The following is a 23,672-nucleotide window of genomic DNA, read 5'->3' on the forward strand; positions in this document are numbered from 1 at the left end:
GTACTTCCCCATGAAACACCCCATCGGTTGTGTCCAACCTTTGGGGTGCAGTCCAGAGCGTGGGAACGATCAGTCGCGGTGTTATTTGAAGTCGTTCTGGCGCCAGGCTTCGTACACCGCCACCGCCACGGTATTCGACAGGTTCAGGCTGCGGCAGCCTTCACGCATCGGCAGACGCAAGCGCTGTTCGGCGGGCAGGGCATCGAGCACGTCGGCGGGGAGGCCACGGCTTTCCGGGCCGAACAGAAAAGCATCACCGGGGACGAAACTGGCATCGTGAAATGGCCGTGAGCCCTTGGTGGTAAAAGCGTACACCCGTGGATGACCGAGGCTTTCCAGGCAGCTGGCAAGGTCCGCGTGGCGCTGCAGGGTGGCATACTCGTGGTAATCGAGGCCAGCCCGGCGCAGGCGCTTGTCGTCCATCTCGAAGCCCAGCGGCTCGATCAAATGCAGATGGCAGCCACTGTTGGCGCACAGCCTGATAACGTTGCCGGTATTCGGCGGAATTTCTGGTTGGAAAAGGATGACGTGAAACATGCACGGCTCCGAAGGTAAAGATGAGCGGCATTCTACGCCGCAAGCCGACTCGCGTTCGAAACTATTCCCGCGGGTGATGATGTCGCTGGCCATTGTCGGGGTGATGGTGGGGCTGATGATCGGTCGCCTGACCACGCCCGACCCCAGCGTCATGCAGCAAATCGAAGTAAAGGGCGACGCACTGGTGGTGTGGTTCAACAACGAACCCAAGACCCACGGCGAGATCGTCGATGGCAGCGTCGCGTTGTTGTTCGAGGCCGAGGGCAAGGCGCAGCAAGGTCAGCTCAAGCTTAACGACAAGAGCGTGAACTGGCGGGTGCGGTTGAGCGATGGGGGGTTGTTGCTGACGGTGGTGGCGGCCCGTCCCCTGCAGGGTGAGTGGGCCGGTAGCGAGGTCGATGACCGCTGGCGGCTGGAGGTCCATCTCCGGGAGCAATAAAAGAGGGAATCCCCGGCCTGCCTGTACCAAGGTCCCCAAAACGGGAGGGTTCGCGCATGGCGTCGTGAACCCGGTGTAAAGAGGGAATCCCCGGCCTGCCTGTACCAAGGACCCCAAAACGGGATGGGCTCGTCGCTTGTGCGGTGTGAGCCCGGTGTAAAGAGGGGAATCCCCGGCCTGCCTGTACCAAGGTCCCCGAAACTGGGTAGTGGTCTGAACCACTGAATGGACTATTGCAGGGGGCATGCCAGGTTTTCATAAGTTGAAACAAAAAGCCCTGTCGTGATGTGCAAAGCCCCGTAATCCGGGGCTTTTGCGTTTTTTCGGCAGGGCTTCGATTGCGAGTGCAGACTGGATTTCAGAGCGGTCACAGTGCGCGATTGCGGTTCACGGTGCATTGCGGCGGTGCATCCGGCCCCTAAAAGCATCGCGGGCAAGCCTCGCTCCTACGGGGCCTGAATGGCAGTAATCCCGTAGGAGCGAGGCGTGCCCGCGAATGGAGCTCAAGAGCGATGAAAATCAAGCGGTGAAACTAGCCCTCATCCCCCTCATCATCATCCCCGCCATCGACCTTCATGCCCAATTCCTTGATTTTGCGCGTCAGGGTGTTGCGCCCCCAACCCAGCAATACGGCGGCATCACGGCGACGGCCAGCGGTGTGTTTGAGGGCTGTTTCGATCATGATGCGCTCGAAGGCCGGAACGGCGCTGTCGAGCAGGCTCGACTGACCGCGTGCCAATGCCTGGTCGGCCCACTGGCGCAGTGCTTGCTCCCAGTTGGTCACTGGCGCCGAATCCTGCGGCAGGCTCAGCAGCTCAGGTGGCAGGTCGCCGATATGCACTTCGCGGCCCGAAGCCATGACCGTGATCCAGCGGCAAGTGTTCTCCAGCTGACGCACGTTGCCCGGCCACGGCAGATTCTTCAGGTATTCCTCGGTTTCGCTCTTGAGCAGCTTTGGTTCCACGGCAAGTTCTTGCGCGGCACGGCTGAGGAAGTGCTTGGCCAGGGTCGGGATGTCTTCGCGGCGGTCCGACAGGCGCGGGATATGGATGCGGATTACATTGAGGCGGTGGAACAAGTCCTCACGGAATTTCCCGGCGTGCACCAGGGTTTCCAGATTCTGGTGAGTGGCGGCGATGATGCGCACATCAACCTTGACCGGCACATGACCGCCAACGCGATAGAACTCGCCATCGGCCAGTACGCGCAGCAAGCGGGTCTGGGTGTCGGCCGGCATGTCGCCGATTTCATCGAGGAACAGCGTACCGCCATCAGCCTGCTCGAAGCGGCCGCGACGCAGGTTGGCGGCGCCGGTGAACGCGCCTTTCTCATGGCCGAACAGTTCCGACTCCATCAGGTCTTTCGGGATCGCCGCCATGTTCAGCGCAATGAACGGCGATGCCGCACGAGGGCTGTGACGATGCAGGGCGTGGGCCACCAGTTCCTTGCCGGTACCCGACTCGCCGTTGATCAACACAGTGATGTTGGAGTGGCTCAAGCGGCCGATGGCGCGAAACACTTCCTGCATCGCCGGTGCTTCGCCGATGATTTCCGGGGTGCGGGTCAGGGTCGGAGCGACTTCCAGGCCTTGTTGCTCCTGGGCGTGCTGGTTGGCGCGCTTGACCAGGGAGACGGCTTCATCGACATCGAACGGCTTGGGCAGGTACTCGAAGGCACCGCCCTGGTAGGACGCGACAGCGCTGTCCAGATCGGAGTGCGCGGTCATGATGATCACTGGCAGCCGCGGGTGCTGTTCGCGAATCCGCGCCAGAAGGTCCAGGCCACTGGCGCCGGGCATGCGGATGTCGGAGATGATCACGTCCGGCTGCTGGCGCGCCAGGCGGCTCATCACGCCATCGGCGCTGTCAAAGCTTTGCGTGGTCATGCCTTCCTGTTGCAAGGCTTTTTCCAGGACCCAACGGATAGAACGGTCGTCATCGACGATCCACACGGTTTCACTACGGCTCATGTCGATGTGGCTCCTTGTTCCAGTGGCAGAAAGATCGAGAACGTGGTGTGGCCGGGGTGGCTGTCACATTCGATCAGGCCCTGGTGCTGGCTGATGATGTTCTGGGTAATGGCCAGGCCCAGCCCGGTACCGTCCGGGCGGCCGCTGACCATGGGGAAGAAGATGGTTTCCTGCAGCTCGGCGGGGATCCCCGGGCCGTTGTCGATGATTTCGATCTTGGTCACCAGGCGATGGCGCACGTGGCCGATGGTGAACTGACGCATGGCACGGGTACGCAGGCTGATGCGGCCCAGGCGCAGCTCGTTCTGGCTACTGATGGCCTGCATTGCGTTACGCACAATGTTCAGCACGGCCTGGATCATTTGTTCGCGGTCAATCAGCACGTCGGGGATGCTTGGGTCATAGTCGCGCACCAATGTGATGCAGCCTTGGCTTTCGGCCTCGACCAGATGGCAGACGCGCTCCAGAACTTCGTGGACGTTGCACATGGCCAGCGAGGGCAGCTTGTTGGAACCGAGCATGCGATCGACCAGGTTTCGCAGGCGGTCAGCTTCCTCGATGATCACATTGGTGTAATCGCGCAGGCTTTCTTCCGGCAGTTCGCGGGCCAGCAATTGCGCCGCGCCACGAATGCCGCCCAGCGGATTCTTGATTTCGTGGGCCAGGCCGCGCACCAGCATCTTGCTGGTTTCCTGCTTCGACAGTTGCGCCTCTTCCTTGGTGATGCGCAGCAGGCGATCGCGGGGATGTACCTCGAGCAGTAATAACGTATCGCCATTGCTGAGGATCGGTGTGACCGCGTAATCGACCGTCAGGGTCTGGCCGGTGAGGGCGGTGAGCATCGCTTCGCGCTTGGTGAACGGGTGCGCCTGCTGCACGGCCTGACGCAACGAATTGAGCGCTTCGGTGGATTCGGTGAACAACTCGCTGATGAACTGCCCATGGCTGCGCTGGCCGCTGATGGCCAGCAGCATTTCCGCCGCCGGGTTCATGTACTCAAGGCGCAATTCGGCATCGAGCAGGATGGTCGCGGTGGTGAGGTTGTCGAGTAGCAAACGGTGGAGTGCGTCGCTAATGGTCATCGGGACCTCTTTTAGGGCAAAGCATGCGCAAGAAAAAAGCGCTGACGCGAGGAAAATGCAAAAACCAAACCAAGGCTCCGAAAAGAAGCGCGGATCGCCCGAAATGGGCGTTCGGCGCTCGATTGAGTGGCGCTCTGCCACCTTCGGCGAGTAGTTTCGAACCAAAATGGGTTGGAATTTGGCGAAGGTGCAACCAATCGCACCAATATAGTGCGCAAACCTGAGCCAATTTAGAAGAAGCGTAAAAACGGACTTTTTTCTTCGACTGGCTTCTCGGCAAGCGGGCATTCCGGCCGTTGGCCATAGTCATCGATTGCGCACGGTTTGACCTTGCGCTTTTGCGCCAGGGACATGCGCTGCATGTGGAAAGGCTGATTGGCGGTACGTTCAACGGTTCGGCCGTGTTCGTCGAGGACCTCCACGGACAGCTGGTGGGTGCCGCGGTCGATGTTGGTCAGCGGGAACACCGGGCTGATACCGGGCTCGGCCGTGGGTTGGCCATCGAGCAATAAGCGGTAGCGATGGCCTTTTTGCAGGCCTGGCTCACTGGTGATACTGACGATGATTTCGCCAGCAGTGCTGCGTACAGTGGCATCGGGCTCCGGCACCAGAATGCGCAGCAGGTCGTAGTGGAACAGGGGTTTTTGCTCTGGTTTCTTTGCGCTGCGCTCTGGTGCGGAGTCTGGGACGGCCATTCGGTTACTGGTTGCCAGCGGGACGCGCTTGGCATTGCCGGGTCTGGGCTGATCGGTAAAGACCCGATTGCCTTGGGCGTCGATGTAAGTAAACACCTGCGCCGAAGCGGGCAAGGCCAACAGCAGGCCGATCAGCAACCAACCCTTCAAGGCTTGTGCACCCGTTGCACGGTAAACGTCACACTGGGACTTTGCTGGACCACGGTTTCCCCGTCTATTACTTGCACCGCCAGGCTGTGCAGGCCGCGGTCGATGTTCACCAGTTGCAGGATCGGCACATTGCCGGGCTGACCGTAGGGTTGGTCATCCAGGACCAGTCTGAACAGGTGCGGGCCTTGCAATCGCGGTTTGATCAACACATTGACGGTGAAGGTGCCGTTGTTCGCGCGCAGGGCTTCGGTGGTGGGCAGGCCAGTCAGCTCCAGTACTTCGTAGGCATTGCGCGATTGTTCGTCCGTATTGGTTGGCGTGGTTGACCCTGGAGCAGGCTGGGGTACAACGCTGTTGAGTGGCGGCAGCTCGACCGGCTGGGCCTGTACTCCGTCGGGCGGTTGATTGCTGTAAGCGGTATTGCCATCCGCATCGGTGTATTTGTAGATCTGGGCCACCACGGGAAAAGCCAAAGGCAGCAGCAAAAGCATAAAAAGTGGCCGCATTCAGCCTCCCTGTGGGCAGCGAGAATTACTCCGACAATGGAATTCCTTGGCTGCCAGCATAGAACACAATGAGTTCTACCGGCTTGTCACCGGTTTTTCCACGATGCGTGGTGTCGACCATTTCAGCCAGCGCCTCGCCCTGTTTGAAGTGCTGGACCAAGCCATTGTCCTTGCCCTCAACCGTCAACTCGCCCGCGAGAATGTAGGCCGCGTTGGGGATTGGATGAGTATGCCAGTCGAGTTCAGTGTTGGCCGGTATCTTGAGTTTGAGCAGTGTCAGTTCAGGGGCGGCTGCGGGGTAGCGAGTGTAGGGGGTGTTGTCCCAGGAGGTGCTGCTTTGCAGGAGAATTTTCCGTTCGATGCCTGCCGGTTGCGATGCCGGGCTGCAGCCCAGCAATGCAGTAGTCAAGGTGGCGAGCAGGGGAGTCAGCAGGTAGGTCTTCATTGTTTTATCCGTTGAGTTCGGGCAAGACGGAGCAGGCTACGAACAACTTGAGCGGATTGATGCCGGACGATGCTGTGAATGTCCGAGGAGAAGGAGATAACCGCTGTCGGAAAATGACCAAAAAAAAAGAGGCCTCCCGAAGGAGGCCTCTTTTTAGTCACGCCGCTTGCGCAGGCGCTACCGGATCAGCAGCTGTAGTACAGCTCGTATTCCAGTGGGTGTACGAAGGTGCGAACCTTGATTTCTTCTTCGCTTTTCAGAGCGATGTAAGCGTCGATGAAGTCGTCGGAGAAAACGCCGCCTTTGGTCAGGAACGCACGACCTTTGTCCAGCTCTTCCAGGGCTTCTTTCAGGCTGCCGCAAACTTGTGGGATCTCTTTCGCCTCTTCAGGCGGCAGGTCGTACAGGTTTTTGTCAGCTGCATCGCCAGGGTGGATCTTGTTCTGGATGCCGTCCAGGCCAGCCATCAGCAGTGCTGCGAAAGCCAGGTACGGGTTGGCAGCCGGATCCGGGAAGCGTGCTTCGATACGACGGGCTTTAGGGCTCGACACGTAAGGAATACGGATCGAAGCGGAACGGTTACGGGCCGAGTAGGCCAGCATTACCGGGGCTTCGAAACCTGGTACCAGACGCTTGTAGGAGTTGGTCGCCGGGTTGGTGAAGCCGTTCAGGGCCTTACCGTGCTTGATGATGCCGCCAATGAAGTACAGAGCGGTGTCGGACAGACCGGCATAGCCTTCGCCTGCGAAGGTGTTCTTGCCATCCTTCCAGATGGACATGTGTACGTGCATGCCCGAGCCGTTGTCGCCGTACAGAGGCTTAGGCATGAAGGTAGCGGTACGGCCGTAGGCGTCAGCAACGTTGTGCACAACGTACTTCAGGGTTTGGGTTTCGTCGGCTTTCTTCACCAGGGTGTTGAACTTGACGCCGATTTCGTTCTGGCCGGCAGTTGCCACTTCGTGGTGGTGAACTTCGACGGTCAGGCCCATTTCTTCCAGTGCGTTGCACATGGAGGTACGGATTTCGTGGTCGTGGTCGAACGGTGGAACCGGGAAGTAGCCGCCTTTGACGCCAGGACGGTGGCCCTTGTTGCCGCCTTCGATGTCCTGGTCGGACATCCAGGAACCTTGTTCGGAGTAGATCTTGAACATGGAGCCGGAAATGTCGGACTTGAACTTCACTTGGTCGAAGATGAAGAACTCTGGCTCTGGACCGGCGAATACGGTGTCGCCGATACCGGTGGCTTTCAGGTGCTCTTCAGCACGCTTGGCGATCGCACGTGGGTCGCGATCGTAGCCTTGCATGCTCGAAGGTTCGATGATGTCGCAGACCAGGATCAGGGTCGGCTCTTCGGTGAACGGGTCGAGAACGGCGGTGGAGTCGTCCGGCATCAGGATCATGTCGGAGGCTTCGATGCCTTTCCAGCCAGAGATGGAAGAGCCGTCGAACATCTTGCCGACTTCGAAGAAGTCTTCATCCAGCGCATCGCGAGCCGGCATGGTCACGTGGTGCTGAGTGCCTTTGGTGTCTGTGAAGCGCAGATCAATCCACTTGACGTCATGATCTTTGATGAGTTGAACCGACTTCGACATAGTGTCCTCCGGGTGGCTTAGGGCTGGTAGTGGATGCCCTTAAATGTTTGTGATGCCGGCGCGAATACTCTGCCAAGGCAACCTGCCTCACAAGGGAGCAAATTGCATGCCAGTGCCCCACCATGGGTTTTTTGCCCCAAATTCACGCTTATAAAGGTGCAAGGCGCCTGAAAGAACAAATTATCGCCCTACAATGTGGCGCCTAAAGCTAAAAATGACCTCTTTTGGTGCGGGCAAAACCTTCTGCACATTAACTGGTTAAACCTTGAGCAATTTCCGCTATAATCCGCGCCCCCCTTTTTCGGCAGGCCCTGCGCGCGCTGTTTCCATGAAATTAATCGTAAAAGTCTTCCCCGAGATCACCATCAAGAGCCGCCCGGTACGGATGCGTTTCATCCGCCAATTGGCCAAGAACATCCGTGCCGTGCTCCGCGATCTGGACCCGGCTGTGGTGGTGAACGGCGTGTGGGACAACCTCGAGCTGGAAACCCGCGTCAGCGACCCCAAGGCCCTGAAAGAGATGGGCGAGCGCCTGAGCTGCATGCCGGGCATCGCACACTTCCTGCAAATCGACGAGTACCCGCTGGGGGATTTCGACGACATCGTTGAAAAGTGCAAGCAGCACTACGGCGATGCGCTGGCCGGGAAGATTTTTTCGGTGCGTTGCAAGCGCGCGGGCAAGCACCCGTTCAGCTCGATCGACATCGAGAAATACGTCGGCAGCCAGTTGCGTCGTCAGTGTGGTGCCGCCGGAATCGACCTGAAAAAGCCTGAAATCGAAGTTCGCATCGAAGTTCGCGACCAACGGTTGTTTGTGATCCACAGCCAGCACAACGGCATCGGCGGTTATCCGCTGGGCGCGTTGGAGCAGACGCTGGTGCTGATGTCCGGTGGCTTCGACTCCACCGTTGCGGCTTACCAGATCATGCGACGCGGCCTGATGGCCCACTTCTGCTTCTTCAATCTGGGCGGACGTGCCCACGAACTGGGCGTCATGGAAGTCGCGCATTTCATCTGGAAGAAGTACGGCAGCTCCCAACGCGTGTTATTTGTCAGTGTGCCGTTCGAGGAAGTGCTGGGAGAAATTCTCGGCAAAGTCGATAACAGTCATATGGGCGTAGTATTGAAGCGTATGATGTTGCGCGCTTCGTCCCAAATTGCCGATCGACTGCACATTGAAGCGCTGGTGACCGGCGAGGCGATCTCCCAGGTATCGAGCCAGACATTGCCGAACCTGAGCGTGATCGATTGCGTGACCGACAAGCTCGTCTTGCGACCGCTCATCGCCAGCCACAAGCAGGACATCATCGATCTGGCCAACGAAATCGGCACCGCCGATTTCGCCCGGCACATGCCGGAATACTGCGGCGTCATCTCGGTCAACCCGAAGACCGCAGCCAAGCGCCATCGCGTCGAGCATGAAGAGAAAGAATTCGATATGGCGGTACTCGAGCGAGCGCTCGAAAACGCCAAACTGGTGCCGATCGATCGCGTGATCGATGAATTGGGCCAGGATTTGCAAATTGAAGAAGTCAGCGAAGCGCTGGCCGGTCAGATCGTCATCGATATCCGTCACCCGGACGCCGCTGAAGACGACCCGCTGGATCTCGCTGGCATCGAGGTACAAACGATGCCGTTTTATGCACTGAACGCTCGTTTCAAGGAACTGGACCCTACTCGCCAGTACCTGCTTTATTGCGACAAAGGCGTGATGAGTCGCCTGCATGCCCACCATTTGCTCAGTGAGGGGCATGCCAATGTGCGCGTTTATCGACCGAGCTAAGTGCCCGGGGCTGTTTGCCTGTGGCTTGCGTCACCGGCCCCCCGACGCCGCCGTCAAGCTGTAACGGCAAGGCCTGACTCTACTGTAAATCGCTGCCAAGACTTGTCAGCGCACCGAATCCTCTGATCGAGATACACAAGTGATCGAAAATCTACGCAACATCGCCATCATTGCTCACGTTGACCATGGTAAGACCACCCTGGTAGACAAACTCTTGCGTCAATCCGGCACTCTGGAGCGCAACGAGCTCAACGACGAGCGCGTGATGGACTCCAACGACCAGGAAAAAGAGCGCGGTATTACCATTCTGGCGAAAAACACCGCCATCAACTGGAACGGCTACCACATCAACATCGTGGACACCCCGGGCCACGCCGACTTCGGCGGCGAAGTTGAACGCGTAATGTCGATGGTTGACTCCGTTCTGCTGCTGGTTGACGCTCAAGACGGCCCTATGCCGCAAACCCGTTTCGTGACCAAGAAGGCTTTCGAAGCCGGCCTGCGTCCGATCGTGTGCATCAACAAGGTTGACCGTCCAGGCGCGCGTCCGGACTGGGTTCTGGACCAGATCTTCGATCTGTTCGACAACCTGGGTGCCACCGAAGAACAGCTGGACTTCAAAGTCGTCTACGCCTCGGCCCTGAACGGTATTGCCGGTCTGGACCACACCGACATGGCTGAAGACATGACCCCGCTGTACCAGTCGATCGTCGACAACGTACCTGCGCCGAAAGTCGACCGTGACGGTCCGTTCCAGATGCAAATCTCCGCACTGGACTACAACAGCTTCCTGGGTGTTATCGGTGTTGGCCGTATCGCTCGTGGTCGCATCAAGCCGAACTCCCCGGTTGTTGCTATCGGCGCCGACGGCAAGAAGCGTAACGGTCGTATCCTGAAGCTGATGGGTCACCACGGTCTGCACCGTGTAGACGTTGAAGAAGCTGCTGCAGGCGACATCGTGTGCATCAGCGGTATGGACTCGCTGTTCATCTCCGACACCCTGTGCCACCCGGACACCGTTGAAGCGATGAAGCCGTTGACCGTCGACGAGCCAACCGTTTCCATGACCTTCCAGGTAAACGACTCGCCATTCTGCGGTAAAGAAGGCAAGTTCGTGACTTCCCGTAACATCAAGGAACGTCTGGACAAAGAGCTGCTGTACAACGTTGCACTGCGCGTTGAAGAAGGCGACTCGGCTGACAAGTTCAAGGTTTCCGGCCGTGGCGAACTGCACCTCTCGGTACTGATCGAAACCATGCGTCGCGAAGGCTTCGAAATGGCTGTAGGCCGTCCGGAAGTGATCATCCGTCTGGTTGACGGCGTGAAGCACGAACCGTTCGAAAACGTCACCATCGACCTGCCGGAAGAATCCCAGGGCAAGGTGATGGAAGAGATGGGCCTGCGTAAAGGCGACCTGACCAACATGGTGCCGGATGGCAAGGGCCGTGTACGTCTGGAATACAACATCCCTGCTCGCGGTCTGATCGGTTTCCGTAACCAGTTCCTGACCCTGACCAACGGTGCTGGCATCCTGACCTCGATCTTCGACCGTTACGACGTGATGAAGTCCGGCGACATGTCCGGTCGTCAGAACGGCGTTCTGGTTTCGGTTGAAACCGGCAAGGCTCTGACCTACTCGCTGGAAACCCTGCAGGCTCGTGGCAAGCTGTTCGTAGAACACGGCCAGGAGATCTACAACGGTCAGATCGTTGGTCAGAACAGCCGCGACAACGACCTGGGTGTCAACCCAACCAAAGGCAAGAAGCTCGACAACATGCGTGCTTCGGGTAAAGACGAAACCATCGCTCTGGTTCCACCTGTTCGCTTCACCCTGGAACAGGCTCTGGAATTCATCCAGGACGACGAGCTGTGTGAAGTGACGCCTAAGTCCATCCGTCTTCGCAAGAAGATCCTGGACGAAAGCGAGCGTACCCGCGCTGCCAAGAAAGCCAAGGCATAAGATTTAGCCCGGCTTGACGAAAACGCCCCCGGTCGAAAGGCCGGGGGCGTTTTTGTTTGTCCGGGATATGTGTGGTGTTTTGCTGGCCCCATCGCTGGCAAGCCAGCTCCCACACGATTTGAGTCGTACATGAAATTTGTGTACGACAACAATCACTGTGGGAGCTGGCTTGCCAGCGATGGCGGCCGATCAGCCGCCAAAAAAATCAGGAACTATCAGAACCGCTCGATCGACCGCGAATTCTGCTCGCGCACCACTTCCTTGGGCTTGTACGCGCAATACCCTGGCCGCGGGCCGATTTTCGGGTGGTTGCGGCAGGTATCCGGGCGCTTTTCATAAATAGTGCACAGACGGCTCTTGCGATCCAGGTACAGGCAATCGTTGTTGCTCATGCGCTGGAGGGTGAAGATTCCCGACTTCTGGTTAAAACGCTCGACCAGACCTTCCTTTTGCAGGCGCTTGGCGATGTTCTTCGGCGGATCACCCATCTCGAACTCATCGACCACGCCGATACGGATCAGATCCTTGATCTTGACCTCGACCGGCAGGGTGCAGCAGCTGGATATGCACGAACCGCACATGGGGGCAGAATATTTTGCCCAGGTATCGAGTCGGTCGATCTCCGCGGCGGCGATCAGGTTGGGCTTCATCATCGGTTGTTACCAGCGTGTGCATCAGGGCGCGCGATCATACCGGGACTGGTGGATTTTTGAACAACCTTTCGCCAGATTTTTTCATCGGCGTGCGGCGAACCGCTAATCCGGCACGGCCCCTGCATTGATTCCGGTACACGACAATGTATTGCCGATCTGTTTCGCACTTGCGGGAAAAACTGCCGAACCAGAGCCTCTACCACCTGTCAGACCGTCTAGGCTCAGACAACTCAACGCTCGCTCGAGGTCCTATCGATGACTCAAGAACCACTTGTTCGCGAAGCAGAGGTGGCCGCATTCCGCGACGCCGTCTTGACCAAACTCACCTATGCGGTGGGCAAAGACCCGGATCACGCCTTCGACCACGACTGGTTCGAAGCCATTGCCCTGGCAGCGCGTGATCACATGGTCGAGCACTGGATGGACCACACGCGTCAGATTTATCGCAAAGGTCAGAAGCGCGTTTACTACCTCTCCCTGGAATTTCTCATCGGTCGCTTGCTCTACGACAGCCTGAGCAACCTTGGCCTGCTCGACGTCGCGCGCGAGGCCCTGACCGAACTCGGCGTCGACCTCGAGCGCATCCGCCTGCTGGAGCCCGATGCCGCGCTGGGCAACGGGGGCCTCGGTCGTCTGGCGGCGTGCTTCATGGAAAGCATGTCGACCCTGGGCATCGCCGGTCATGGCTACGGCATTCGCTATGAACACGGCCTGTTCCGTCAGGCGATTGTCGACGGCTGGCAGCAGGAGCAAACCGAACACTGGCTGGATTTCGGCAACCCTTGGGAGTTCGAGCGTCCGGAGGTGGTATATCCGATCGGTTTTGGTGGCAGCGTCGAGACCGTGACCGATGAAAGTGGCAAGTCCAAGCAAGTCTGGCACCCGGCGGAAACCGTGCGGGCCATTGCCTACGACACACCCGTGGTCGGCTGGCGAGGAGCGAGCGTGAACACCCTGCGACTGTGGCGCGCACGGGCCATGGAAGACTTGCACCTTGAGCGTTTCAACGCCGGTGACCACCTTGGCGCAGTGGCCGAAGTGGCCCGCGCCGAGAGTATCTCCCGCGTGCTGTATCCGGCGGACAGCACCGAAGCCGGCCAGGAACTGCGTCTGCGTCAGGAATACTTCTTTGTCGCGGCATCATTGCAGGACTTGCTGCGTCGCCATCGCAACATGCACACCTCGGTACTGACCCTGGGGGATCATGCGGCGATCCAGCTCAATGACACGCACCCATCGATTGCCGTTGCCGAGCTGATGCGCCAATTGGTCGACGTCTACGACGTGGCCTGGGATGCCGCCTGGCAGGTTACGGTCGACACGCTGTCCTACACCAACCACACGCTGCTGCCCGAAGCGCTGGAAACCTGGCCGGTGGGGTTGATGGAGCGCATGCTGCCACGTCACATGCAGATCATTTACCTGATCAATGCCCAGCACATCGATTCGTTGCGCGCCAAAGGCATTCACGATTTCGACGTACTGCGCGCGGTGTCGCTGATCGAAGAAGACAATGGCCGCCGGGTACGCATGGGCAATCTGGCGTTCCTGGGCTCCCACAGCGTCAATGGCGTGTCCGGTTTGCACACGCAACTGATGCGCAAAACGGTGTTCTCCGAGCTTCACAAGCTCTACCCGGAGCGGATCAACAACAAAACCAACGGCATTACCTTCCGCCGCTGGCTCTATCAGGCCAACTCCGAGCTGACCTCGATGCTGGTCGATGCACTCGGCCCGGATCTGCTGGATAACCCCGAAGCGCGATTGCTCGATCTTGAGCCGTTCGCCGAAAAAACCGCGTTCCGCAAGGCGTTTGCCGAGCAGCGTTTGCACAGCAAAAAAGCCCTGGCGTATCTCATTCACGAACGGCTGGGCGTGGCGGTCAACCCGGCGGCGATGTTCGATGTGCAGGTCAAACGGATCCACGAGTACAAGCGCCAGTTGCTCAACCTGCTGCACACCGTGGCGTTGTACCAGGCGATTCGCGCCGAGCCGGAAATCGATTGGGTACCGCGGGTGAAGATCTTCGCCGGTAAGGCGGCGGCCAGTTATCACCAGGCCAAGCTGATCATCAAACTGACCAACGACATCGCCCGGGTGGTGAACAACGATCCGACCGTGCGTGGCTTGCTCAAAGTAGTGTTCCTGCCCAATTACAACGTCAGCCTCGCCGAGAGCATCATTCCGGCGGCTGACTTGTCCGAACAGATCTCCACCGCCGGTTTCGAGGCGTCGGGCACCAGCAACATGAAATTCGGTCTCAACGGTGCGCTGACCATCGGCACGCTGGACGGCGCCAACGTGGAGATGTGCGAGCGCATCGGCGCCGAGCATATGTTCATCTTCGGGCTCAGCGCGCAGCAGGTGGAAGCGCGCAAGCAAAACCACGAGTTCAGTGCAGTGCCGGACATCGCTGCGTCTCACCGGCTCAACGATGTGCTGCAAGCGATTCGTAGCGGGGTGTTCTCGCCGGATGATCCGTCGCGGTACAGCGGGCTGATCGATTCGCTGGTGGATTACGACCGTTTCCTGGTCTGCGCCGATTTCGATTCCTACTGGAACGCGCAGATGCGGGTCGAAGCCCATTGGCACGATTCCAAGGAGTGGTGGCGTTCGGCGGTGTTGAACACCTCGCGGATGGGCTGGTTCTCGTCTGACCGGACGATTCGCGAGTACGCCACGGATATCTGGAAAGCGCTGGAGTAAGTCTTCGGTCGGATCGATATACTGACGCGCCGCAAAAGATCGCAGCCTTCGGCAGCTCCTGCAAAATCGCGAATTAAAGCGTTTTTGCAGGAGCTGCCGAAGGCTGCGATCTTTTGGCCGTGGCTACGCTAATCTTTCTGGATTGCGCTCAAGGATATCGACCATGCAATGGATGTTGACGCTGATTGGCCTGGTGCTGGGCTGGATACTCGACGAGTCGTTCAGCGATGCACTGCTGGGCGCGCTGCTTGGCTTGGCAATCGGCCAGGCGATTCGAGTTGGCCGTCTGGCTTCGCAGGCCGACTCGCAACGCCTTTTGTTGGAGCAGGCTCAAGTTGCGTTGCATGCCGTCGAGCAACGGCTGGCGGTGTTGGAGGTGTCTGGCGCCAAAGCCCCCGAAGTCACTGCGCCTGTCATCAGCGAAACCGACCCCATCCCCGACTCTGCGGTCGCGCATCCCCCTGTTGAGCTGGTCTGGGAGCTTCCGCCCGAACTCGAACCCCTCAGCACCGCGGCCGCCACCGTAAACCATCCCGCACCATCATTTGATGCCTGGAAACCTGCGCCGGACGTTCGCGATTCGCAACAACCGGCCCCACCTCGCGGCCCCAATTTCATCGAACGCGCTATCAATGGCGCTCGAGCATGGCTGTTCGGTGGCAACACCGTACTGCGAGTGGGCGTGGTGCTGTTGTTTCTCGGTCTGGCGTTCCTGCTGCGCTACGCAACTGAAGGCATGGTGGTGCCGATCGAGCTGCGTTATGCCGGTGTCGCGGCGGCGGCATTGGGGCTGCTTGGCCTTGGATGGTGGCTGCGGCGTCGTAACAACAATTATGCGTTGATGTTGCAAGGCGCCGGGGTTGCGGTGCTGTATCTGACGGTGTTTGCAGCGATGCGATTGCATCCGCTGCTCGACCCTTCGGCGGCGTTCGGGCTGCTGGTGGCGGTCACCGTGTTTTCGGCGATTCTGGCCATCACCCAGGACTCCTTGGGGCTGGCCTGTGCGGCGGCATTGGGCGGTTTTGCCGCGCCGATCCTGGCGTCTACCGGTAGCGGTAGCCACGTCGCGTTGTTCAGCTATTTTGCCTTGCTCAATGCCGGCATCCTGGCCATCGCCTGGTTCAAGGCCTGGCGAACGCTGAACGTGATCGGCTTTGTCGGCACTTTCGGCATTGGTTTCGCCTGGGGTGCGCGCACCTACACGCCGGAACTGTTGTGGAGCACCGAGCCGTTTCTGATTCTGTTCTTCCTGATGTACTTGGCCATCGGTCTGCTGTTCGCCCGCCGCAAGTTGCTGGAGATCGGCGATGCGCCCGAGGGCGGTGGCCGTGAGGCTCTACTGCAGTGGTCGGCACGCAAGGGCGACTATGTCGACGGTACCTTGCTATTCGGTCCGCCGCTGGTGGGCTTCGGCTTGCAGTTCGCCTTGGTGCAACACTTGGAATTCGCCGCCGCGTTCAGTGCCTTGGCGCTGGGCATCATCTACATGGGCCTGGCCCGTCTGCTGTTTGGCGGCCGAACGTTGCTGCTGGCAGAAACCTGTCTTGCCCTGGGTGTGATTTTCACCAGCCTGGCGATTCCACTGGGGCTCGATGCGCGCTGGACAACAGCAGCATGGGCCGTAGAGGGCGCAGGGATTTTCTGGCTGGGTCTGCGTCAGCAACGACCGTTGGCCCGAGCATTCGCCTTACTGCTGCAATTGGGCTCGGCACTGACGTTTCTCAGCGAGCTGGGCGCGGGTGAGAATAGTCTGCTTGAAGGTGCGCCCTTGGGCGCGCTGTTGCTTGGCGTCGCGTTGTTGTTCAGTTTCTACTCATTGCATAAAGCACTGCCCGGGCAGACTTCACCGTGGGAACGCAAAGGCGTACCGCTGTTGGCCTGTCTTGGCCTGTCGTTCATCTATCTGCTGGCGCCGCTGTTTTTCTTCGCCGAAGGCACGACGATCAGTTGGGCGCTGGCCGGGTTGATCACGTTGTTTGTCGGCCTGCGTCTGCCGTCGCGCACGTTTGTGTTCACCGCCATGGCCGTTCAGTGGCTTGGGGGCATGTTGTTCCTGGTCGCCGCGCCCTCGTTCTATGAGGACTTGCGCCCCTTGGCCCACGGCGGGTTCTGGACGCCGCTGCTACTGGGCCTGACAGGGCTGGTCGGGGCCTGGCGCTTGCAAACCGGCAACGCCGTCACGGTGTTTGACGGGCTGACTCTGCAACGTTTGTCTCAGGCGTCGCTGATTTGGGGCGCGGGTTGGTGGTCGCTGGCATGGGTCAGCGAGGTGCTGCGGTTTGCCCCGCTTGAACTGCAAGTGACGTTGCTGCTGGCGGTCGCACTATTGAGCGCAACGTTGTGGGCTGTGTTGGCCTTGCGTCTGAATTGGACGTCACTGGGTTTGCTTTGCACGTTGCTGATCCCGGCTGCCGGTGTGGTTTTGCTCGCCGCGTGGCATTCGCGTTATCACCCGGCGGCCAATTTTGGGTGGCTGGCGTGGACGGCATTGTTCGTTGTGCATTTCATTTCGCTGCGTCGCCTGGCTCCGATGCTGGCAGCGCGGGTGCTCAGTGTCGCCCATGTGCTCGGTTGCTGGCTGCTGATCGGCGTACTGGCCCTGGAATTGCGTTACGGACTTTTGCTGCTGTCCGAGCAGTACAACGCCTGGCGCTGGTTGGGTTGGGCGATTCTGCCAAGCCTGTATCTGGTGCTGGTGGCCGCGCCCCGACAGTGGCCGTGGCCGATGTCGGACCATGCGCGCGAATACCGTGTGTATGCCGCCGCGCCCTTGGCCTTGTTGATGCTCGGCTGGTTCTGGTTGGCCAACGCTGTCAGTGACGGCATGGCTGAGCCGCTGCCCTACGTACCGCTGATCAATCCGCTGGAGCTGGGTTTGTTGTTTGCGCTGTTCGGCGTTTACGTCTGGTCACGCAACGCGCTGACGCAACTGCAGTTCAACAAGGACTACGTCGCCCGCGCCACACAGCTGATCGCTGGCGTCTCGTTGTTCGTGTTCTTTACTGCACTGGTGATGCGTGCGGCACACCATTGGGGCGGGGTGCCGTTCCAGCTCGATGCGTTGCTTGAATCCATGCGGGTGCAGGCCGGTCTGTCGATCATTTGGACGATGATCGCTCTGAGTCTGATGATCGGCGGCCATTTGCGGCATCGCCGTGAAGTCTGGCTGATCGGCGCGGCGCTGATCGGCGTGGTTGTGGCGAAACTGTTCTTTGTCGAATTGAGTAACCGTGGCGGGCTGGCGCGGATCGTGTCGTTTATTGGCGTTGGCGTGTTGCTGCTGGTGGTGGGCTACTTTGCCCCGTTGCCGCCCAAGCGTGCCGAGGCTGCGGAGGATGCCGAGAAACCGGCCCCGCAAACTGGAGGAGTGTCGTCTTGAGTCAGAAGCTGAACCTGTGCTGGTTGGGCGTGGTAGCCATGGGGATGGCGCTCTCGGCTGGCGCCCAGGAAAAACTCGCAGACTTCACCACACAAGTGCCGTTGTCCGTCAGCGGTGAGGGGCCGTGGTATCGACTTGAGCTGCCCTTGACCGTGCAACTGAATGCCCGGCAAACCGACCTGAGCGATGTGCGCGTGTTCAATGCCAATGGCGAACCACAGGCCTACGCGCTGGCGCGGGCCACCCCGCAAGCTGAAGACGGCCGCACGCTGACCGACGTCAAATGGTTCCCGCTGTACAACTCGGTAGACGCCACCGAGCATGCGCCGAGCGTGCGCGTGCAATCGACTGCCAACGGCGCGTTGGTCGAAGTGCAGCCCTCCACTCAGTTGGAGGCGGGCGAGGAAGCGTTGCGCGGCTGGCTGCTCGACGCCAGTGCCATCAAGGCGCCTTTGCAGCAGTTGGTTCTTGACTGGACCAGCGAGCGCGATGGCTTCCAGCGTTTTACCATCGAGGCCAGTGACGATTTGCAGCATTGGCAGTCATGGGGGGAAGGGCAGGTCGCGCGGCTGACTTTTGCCGATGAGCGAGTCGAGCAACACGAAGTCGCTCTGCCCGGGCAGTCGGCGCGCTACTTGCGATTGCTGTGGGAGGCACCGCAATTGGCGCCGACCCTGACGTCGGCGCAACTGCAAAGCAGCCGCAGTCTGCCGTTGCCGTTGGTCTGGTCGCAAGCGTTGGCCGGCACCAGCGTGAAGGCCGGCGAGTACACCTGGCAATTGCCGATGAGCGTCAGCGTCGAGCGAGTGCAGGTCGAACTGAGCCAGGCCAACAGTCTGGCGCCGGTCACGTTGTCCGGTCGTCGCAATGGTAGCCTGCCGTGGCAACCTCTGAGCAACGGTCTGCTTTATCGCCTGACCCAGGGCAGTCAGGATGTGGTTCAGGATCAGTTGCAATTGTCGGGGCAGACCGTGCAGCAATTGAAGCTGACCGTGGACGAGCGCGGCGGTGGATTGGGGGCGCAGGTGCCGGTAATAAAGTTCGCCGTGCGGGCGACGCATCTGGTCTTTCTGGCGCGAGGGCCGGGGCCTTATACGCTGGCGCTGGGCAACTCGACGGTGAAGGCGGCAAACCTGCCATTGTCGACCCTGATACCGGACTTCAACGCGGCGAAACTGGCGACATTGGGCAAGGCAGCGGTGGATGCCGGGGTTGTGGTTACGCCTTCGGCTACGCCAGGGCCGGCAGTGGTGGGCACCGACTGGAAGAAATTCGGCCTGTGGGCGGTGCTGTTGCTCAGCGTATTGTTCCTGGCGGCGATGGCGTTCAGCCTGTTGCGCAAACCACCGGTCAAGCCCTGAAACCGGTTGCTTGGCACCCGATCGCGAGCAGGCGGGCTCCTGCATGAATATCGAAATTGGCGCCCGTCGACGCCTCATATCTGAGCCGTTTCCTACTACGCTAAACCCGGAGCATGAACTCTCTTCAGCCGATCACGTCTGATAGGAGGAAATGCGCCCCGACTCGCGTTAAACTGCGCGGGTTTTTAGCCCCCCCATTCCTCCGGAGCCTTCCATGTCCCGCGTTACCTTGAGTCGCTATTTGATTGAGCAGACCCGTAGCAACAACACTCCTGCCGATCTGCGCTTCCTGATCGAAGTGGTGGCGCGTGCTTGCAAGGAAATCAACCACGCCGTGTCCAAAGGCGCCCTCGGCGGCGTTCTGGGCAGCATGGGCACTGAAAACGTCCAGGGCGAAGTGCAGAAAAAGCTCGACGTGATCTCCAACGAGATCCTGCTCGAGGCCAATGAATGGGGCGGTCACCTGGCCGGCATGGCGTCCGAAGAAATGGATAACGCCTACCAGATCCCGGGCAAATACCCGAAAGGCGCCTACCTGCTGGTATTCGACCCGCTGGACGGCTCTTCGAACATCGACATCAACGCCCCGGTCGGCACGATCTTCTCGGTACTGCGTTGCCCGAACGAATACCTGAGCCAGAACGAACCCCTGAACGAAAAAGCCTTCCTGCAGCCAGGTACCCAGCAAGTGGCCGCCGGTTACGCGATCTACGGTCCCCAGACCATGCTGATCCTGACCCTGGGCGACGGCGTCAAAGGCTTCACCCTGGACCGTGAAATGGGCAGCTTCGTACTGACTCACGAAAACATCACCATTCCGGAAGCCACCCAGGAATTTGCCATCAACGCCTCCAACCAGCGTCACTGGGAAGCACCGGTGCAGCGTTACGTCGGCGAATTGCTGGCAGGCGATGAAGGCCCGTTGAAAAAGAACTACAACATGCGCTGGGTCGCCGCGATGGTGGCCGATGTGCATCGCATCCTGACCCGTGGCGGTTTGTTCATGTACCCACGTGACAGCCGCGAGCCGTCGAAGCCGGGCAAGCTGCGCCTGATGTACGAAGCCAACCCGATGTCGTTCCTCGTGGAACAAGCGGGCGGCGCCTCCACCGATGGTCACCAGCGCATCCTCGACATTCAGCCGGAAGGCCTGCACCAGCGCGTAGCGGTGTTCCTCGGTTCGAAAGAAGAAGTGGCCCGCGTCACGGCTTACCACAAGGAGTAAATCATGACTGCGCCCTGGCAGCCGTTGCTCGAATGGTGGTTCGGAACGTCTGAATCAGCCAAGCAAGTGGCGGCACAGAAGGGCAAGTTGTGGTTCGGCAAGCGTGACAGCCAGGACCTCGAAGCGCGCGAGCGTTTCGGGGACTGGGTCGAGCAGGCATTGACCGGTGGATTGACCGAGTGGACGCAACGTCCCGAAGGTTGGCTGGCCCTGGTGCTGTTGCTCGATCAACTGCCGCGAATGATCTTTCGCGATTCTCCCAAAGCGTTTTCCGGCGATTCCCGGGCACAGCAACTCGTTGCCCAAGGCATTGCGGCGGACTTTGATCGGCAATTGCCGCCGATTCAGCGGGTGTTCATCTATCTGGTGTTCGAGCACAGCGAAAACCTCGCGGTGCAGAACGAAGGTGTCTCGCGGTACATCGAGTTGGTGGCGCAACAGCCGGAAAGTGACCAGGCGCTGTTTGCCGATTACCTGGACTACGCCCAGAAGCATCAGAAAGTGATCGCGCAGTTTGGGCGGTTTCCGCATCGCAATGCGGTGTTGGGAAGGGAGTCTACGCCTGAGGAGTTGGCGTTTCTCTCCAAGCCGGGTTCACGATTCTAGTTTTTCGTTACTGCTGAGGCCGCCATCGCTGGCAAGCCAGCTCCCACAGGGTTTTGCGTCGTACACAAAAATTGTGTCCGCTGCAAAACATTGTGGGAGCTGGCTTGCCAGCGAAAGGGCCGGTGTGGGCACCTTAGATCCTGAAACTCCCCACCAACTGCTTCAACCGTGCCGCCTGCTGCTCAAGATCGGCACACGCGCGCAAGGTCGCCTGCAGGTTCTCTACACCTTCCTGGTTCAGCGTGTTGATCTCGGTGATGTCGACGTTGATCGATTCCACCACAGCCGTTTGCTCTTCGGTCGCCGTGGCGACGGACTGGTTCATGCCGTCGATTTCGCCGATGCGCTGGGTCACGCTACCCAGCCGCTCACCGGCCTGGTTGGCGATGCCGACGCTGCTTTCGCTCTGGCGCTGACTGTCGGTCATGATGCCCACGGCCGCGCGGGCGCCGACTTGCAGTTCTTCGATCATGGTCTGCACTTGCTGCGCGGAATCCTGGGTGCGATGGGCCAGGTTGCGCACTTCGTCGGCGACCACTGCGAAACCGCGCCCGGCCTCACCGGCCCGCGCTGCTTCGATGGCCGCGTTAAGCGCCAGCAGGTTGGTCTGCTGGGAGATGCTGGTGATCACTTCCAGAATCTGTCCGATGTTCACCGTATTGCTGTTGAGCGTCTCGATATTGCCGCACGAATCGCTGATCTTCGCCGAGAGCTGCTGCATCGCCGCAATGGTTTTATCCACCACTTGCTGGCCGTCTTCGGCCAGGCTGCGGGCATCGCTCGAATGCTGCGAGGCGAGGGCGGCGTTCTGGGCGATTTCCTGGGCAGCGGCACCAAGCTGATTGATTGCCGCGGCCACGCTGCTGGTGCGCGAGGCTTGCTGGTCGGAGTTGTACATCGACGAATTGGAAGCTGCGACAACGCGCAGGGCGACTTCGTTGACCTGACCGGTGGCCGAGGACACTTCGATGATCGAGGTGTGAATGCGCTCGACGAAGCGGTTGAACGACAGCCCCAGCGCGCCGAATTCGTCGTGGCCATGAATGGTCAGGCGTTTGGTCAAGTCACCTTCGCCCTCGGCGATGTCGTGCATGGCGCGGCCCATGGTCAGCAGCGGTTGCATCAGCAGGCTGATGAGCATGCCCAGCAATGCAATGATGATCACCACCGCAATCACCATGGCAATGATGGCCGAGGTGCGGAATTCGCTAAGCATCGAGAACGCGGTGTCCTGGTCGAGCACCAGTGCCACGTACCAATCGGCCGACGGCACCCCGTTGACGTGAGTAAACGAGATGAACTGGCGCTTGCCATCGATCTCGACCTCTTTCATGCCGGGGCTGACCTTTGGCGCACCGTTGGGGTAAGCCTCGGTCAGGTTCTTGAGTACCAGCTTGCTGTCCGGGTGGATCAGGATCTTGCCGTCAGCGCCGACGATGAAGGCATGTCCGTGACCGCCGAAGTTCAGCGAGTTGATGATCGCACTGACGCTGGACAGGTCGATATCGGCGCCGGCCACGCCGATCATCTGGCCTTGGCGCTGTACCGGCGTTGCAACGGTAATCACCAGTTTGCCGGACGAAGCGGCGATGTACGGTTCGGTGACGATGGTCTGTTGCGCACTGTTGGCAGCCTTGTACCAGCCACGGGCCCGTGGGTCGTAATCAGGTGCGCGGTTGCCTGCCGGAACCGAGAACATCACGCCGTCCGCACCACCGAAGTAGCTCAGCTGGAAATTACCAGTGTAGGCGGGCAGGTCGATGATGCGTTTCAGGCTGGCCGGGGCATTGCCATCGGCAGTGACTTGCTGGGCCATCGATTGCAGCAACTGCATGCGGCTTTCCAGCCAGGTCTGGATGTTGCTGGTGGTCAGGCTGCCGAGTTCCTGCATCGATGCTTCGGTGCTGCTGCGCAAGGTCTGCCGTTGGCGATAGTCGTTGAACAGGATGAAACAAGCGAATGCGACGGCCACCACGAGGGCGGCAGCCAACAAGATCTTGTGGCTGAACTTCATGTTTCGGGTCATTGGATGAGCTACCGCAGGGAATCTGGTCAACAAAGGAGGGGCAATGGCCACAGGCGTGGCTTTGCGTTGCATTTGTGTCGACTGGGCGGCGCCAAAGATTAGGCGAATGTGCGCAAAACCGACGAAATACTCGATCGCCATGCAAAGTGGCTGATTTGCCGGGTAGAGGCAGACGAGCGGCCCAACAAATAGCCGGTCGCTCAGGGAACCAGATTAGGGTTTTCTCTTCTAAGGTTCAGTTTGGCATTCATGCCATTCCCCACCGCCTCTGGAGTTCACATGTCGCTGCGATCCATCGCCCTGCTTTCGTTCTGCGTGTTGTTGGTTGCGTGCAGCAAAGTCAATCAGGAAAACTACTCGAAGCTCTCGGCCGGCATGGCCAAGGCCGAAGTTGAAACCCTGTTGGGCAAACCCGCCGATTGCTCCGGCGCACTCGGCATGTCCAGTTGCACATGGGGCGACAAGAACAGCTTTATCAGCGTGCAATTCGCCGGTGACAAAGTGTTGATGTTTTCCGGCCAAGGCCTGAAGTAAACCGGGGCGAAGTGCCCACGGGAG

At 59.6% G+C, this 23,672-nt stretch carries 18 protein-coding genes; 9 read left to right on the forward strand and 9 right to left on the reverse strand.

What is annotated here, in order from left to right:
* Window positions 1-81: 81 nt before the first annotated feature.
* Complete coding sequence (locus D8U18_RS19705; protein WP_056852208.1) at window positions 82-537, reverse strand: tRNA (cytidine(34)-2'-O)-methyltransferase; 456 nt, start codon at window positions 535-537, stop codon at window positions 82-84.
* Here D8U18_RS19705 and D8U18_RS19710 point away from each other — a divergent pair.
* Window positions 536-976: a hypothetical protein gene (locus tag D8U18_RS19710; protein WP_056852209.1), complete on the forward strand. Its 441-nt coding sequence runs from the start codon at window positions 536-538 to the stop codon at window positions 974-976. The two genes, D8U18_RS19705 and D8U18_RS19710, sit on opposite strands and share 2 nt — an antisense overlap.
* A gap of 532 nt (window positions 977-1,508) precedes the next feature.
* On the opposite strand, the gene ntrC is transcribed toward D8U18_RS19710, so the two are convergent.
* The 6 genes from ntrC to glnA form a co-directional block, all read right to left on the reverse strand.
* Window positions 1,509-2,945 carry a nitrogen regulation protein NR(I) gene (ntrC, locus tag D8U18_RS19715; protein ID WP_056852210.1) on the reverse strand — a complete coding sequence of 479 codons (1,437 nt, stop codon included), beginning with the start codon at window positions 2,943-2,945 and terminating at the stop codon, window positions 1,509-1,511.
* On the reverse strand, window positions 2,942-4,027 hold the full coding sequence (gene glnL, locus D8U18_RS19720; RefSeq protein WP_056852211.1) for a nitrogen regulation protein NR(II): 1,086 nt from the start codon (window positions 4,025-4,027) through the stop codon (window positions 2,942-2,944). The genes ntrC and glnL overlap by 4 nt, the downstream gene beginning before the upstream one ends.
* Window positions 4,028-4,257: 230 nt before the next feature.
* A complete protein-coding gene (locus tag D8U18_RS19725; RefSeq protein WP_131108211.1) occupies window positions 4,258-4,872 on the reverse strand; it encodes a DUF4124 domain-containing protein in 615 nt (204 codons plus the stop codon).
* Window positions 4,869-5,378: a DUF4124 domain-containing protein gene (locus D8U18_RS19730; protein WP_131108212.1), complete on the reverse strand. Its 510-nt coding sequence runs from the start codon at window positions 5,376-5,378 to the stop codon at window positions 4,869-4,871. Before D8U18_RS19730 ends, D8U18_RS19725 begins: the two co-directional genes overlap by 4 nt.
* A gap of 25 nt (window positions 5,379-5,403) precedes the next feature.
* Window positions 5,404-5,823, reverse strand: coding sequence for a cupin domain-containing protein (locus tag D8U18_RS19735; protein WP_056852214.1), 420 nt, complete (start codon window positions 5,821-5,823; stop codon window positions 5,404-5,406).
* Between the two features lie 185 nt (window positions 5,824-6,008).
* Window positions 6,009-7,415: a type I glutamate--ammonia ligase gene (gene glnA / locus D8U18_RS19740; RefSeq protein WP_056852215.1), complete on the reverse strand. Its 1,407-nt coding sequence runs from the start codon at window positions 7,413-7,415 to the stop codon at window positions 6,009-6,011.
* Window positions 7,416-7,743: 328 nt separating this feature from the next.
* Between glnA and thiI the strand changes: the two genes are divergently transcribed.
* Both thiI and typA read left to right on the forward strand, forming a co-directional pair.
* Window positions 7,744-9,198, forward strand: coding sequence for a tRNA uracil 4-sulfurtransferase ThiI (thiI, locus tag D8U18_RS19750; RefSeq protein WP_131108213.1), 1,455 nt, complete (start codon window positions 7,744-7,746; stop codon window positions 9,196-9,198).
* A 139-nt stretch (window positions 9,199-9,337) separates the two neighbouring features.
* On the forward strand, window positions 9,338-11,158 hold the full coding sequence (gene typA / locus D8U18_RS19755) for a translational GTPase TypA (protein WP_131108214.1): 1,821 nt from the start codon (window positions 9,338-9,340) through the stop codon (window positions 11,156-11,158).
* Between the two features lie 215 nt (window positions 11,159-11,373).
* Here the strand turns inward: typA and D8U18_RS19760 are convergent, their stop codons facing one another.
* Complete coding sequence (locus tag D8U18_RS19760) at window positions 11,374-11,811, reverse strand: YkgJ family cysteine cluster protein (protein WP_056852217.1); 438 nt, start codon at window positions 11,809-11,811, stop codon at window positions 11,374-11,376.
* Between the two features lie 255 nt (window positions 11,812-12,066).
* On the opposite strand from D8U18_RS19760, the gene D8U18_RS19765 reads away from it, so the two are divergent.
* From D8U18_RS19765 to D8U18_RS19785, 5 genes are all read left to right on the forward strand, one after another.
* Window positions 12,067-14,517, forward strand: a complete 2,451-nt coding sequence (locus D8U18_RS19765) for a glycogen/starch/alpha-glucan phosphorylase (protein WP_056852218.1) — start codon at window positions 12,067-12,069, stop codon at window positions 14,515-14,517.
* A 163-nt stretch (window positions 14,518-14,680) separates the two neighbouring features.
* Window positions 14,681-17,896 (forward strand): DUF2339 domain-containing protein, encoded by a 3,216-nt coding sequence (locus D8U18_RS19770; protein WP_131108215.1) that lies wholly within the window; start codon window positions 14,681-14,683, stop codon window positions 17,894-17,896.
* Window positions 17,893-19,257, forward strand: coding sequence for a DUF3999 domain-containing protein (locus D8U18_RS19775; RefSeq protein ID WP_131108216.1), 1,365 nt, complete (start codon window positions 17,893-17,895; stop codon window positions 19,255-19,257). The genes D8U18_RS19770 and D8U18_RS19775 overlap by 4 nt, the downstream gene beginning before the upstream one ends.
* A 214-nt stretch (window positions 19,258-19,471) precedes the next feature.
* Window positions 19,472-20,482 carry a class 1 fructose-bisphosphatase gene (locus D8U18_RS19780; protein ID WP_015093094.1) on the forward strand — a complete coding sequence of 337 codons (1,011 nt, stop codon included), beginning with the start codon at window positions 19,472-19,474 and terminating at the stop codon, window positions 20,480-20,482.
* A 3-nt stretch (window positions 20,483-20,485) separates the two neighbouring features.
* Window positions 20,486-21,088 (forward strand): DUF924 family protein, encoded by a 603-nt coding sequence (locus D8U18_RS19785; protein ID WP_056852221.1) that lies wholly within the window; start codon window positions 20,486-20,488, stop codon window positions 21,086-21,088.
* Between the two features lie 133 nt (window positions 21,089-21,221).
* Here D8U18_RS19785 and D8U18_RS19790 read toward each other — a convergent pair whose 3' ends face one another.
* Entirely contained in the window at window positions 21,222-23,114 is a 1,893-nt protein-coding gene (locus tag D8U18_RS19790; RefSeq protein WP_206663169.1) for a methyl-accepting chemotaxis protein, read from the reverse strand.
* 279 nt (window positions 23,115-23,393) lie between these two features.
* Between D8U18_RS19790 and D8U18_RS19795 the strand changes: the two genes are divergently transcribed.
* Window positions 23,394-23,648, forward strand: coding sequence for a hypothetical protein (locus D8U18_RS19795; protein ID WP_130903880.1), 255 nt, complete (start codon window positions 23,394-23,396; stop codon window positions 23,646-23,648).
* Window positions 23,649-23,672: the final 24 nt, after the last annotated feature.

Origin of the sequence: Pseudomonas sp. Sample_10 (assembly GCF_004321495.1) — a bacterium.
Lineage (GTDB): Bacteria > Pseudomonadota > Gammaproteobacteria > Pseudomonadales > Pseudomonadaceae > Aquipseudomonas.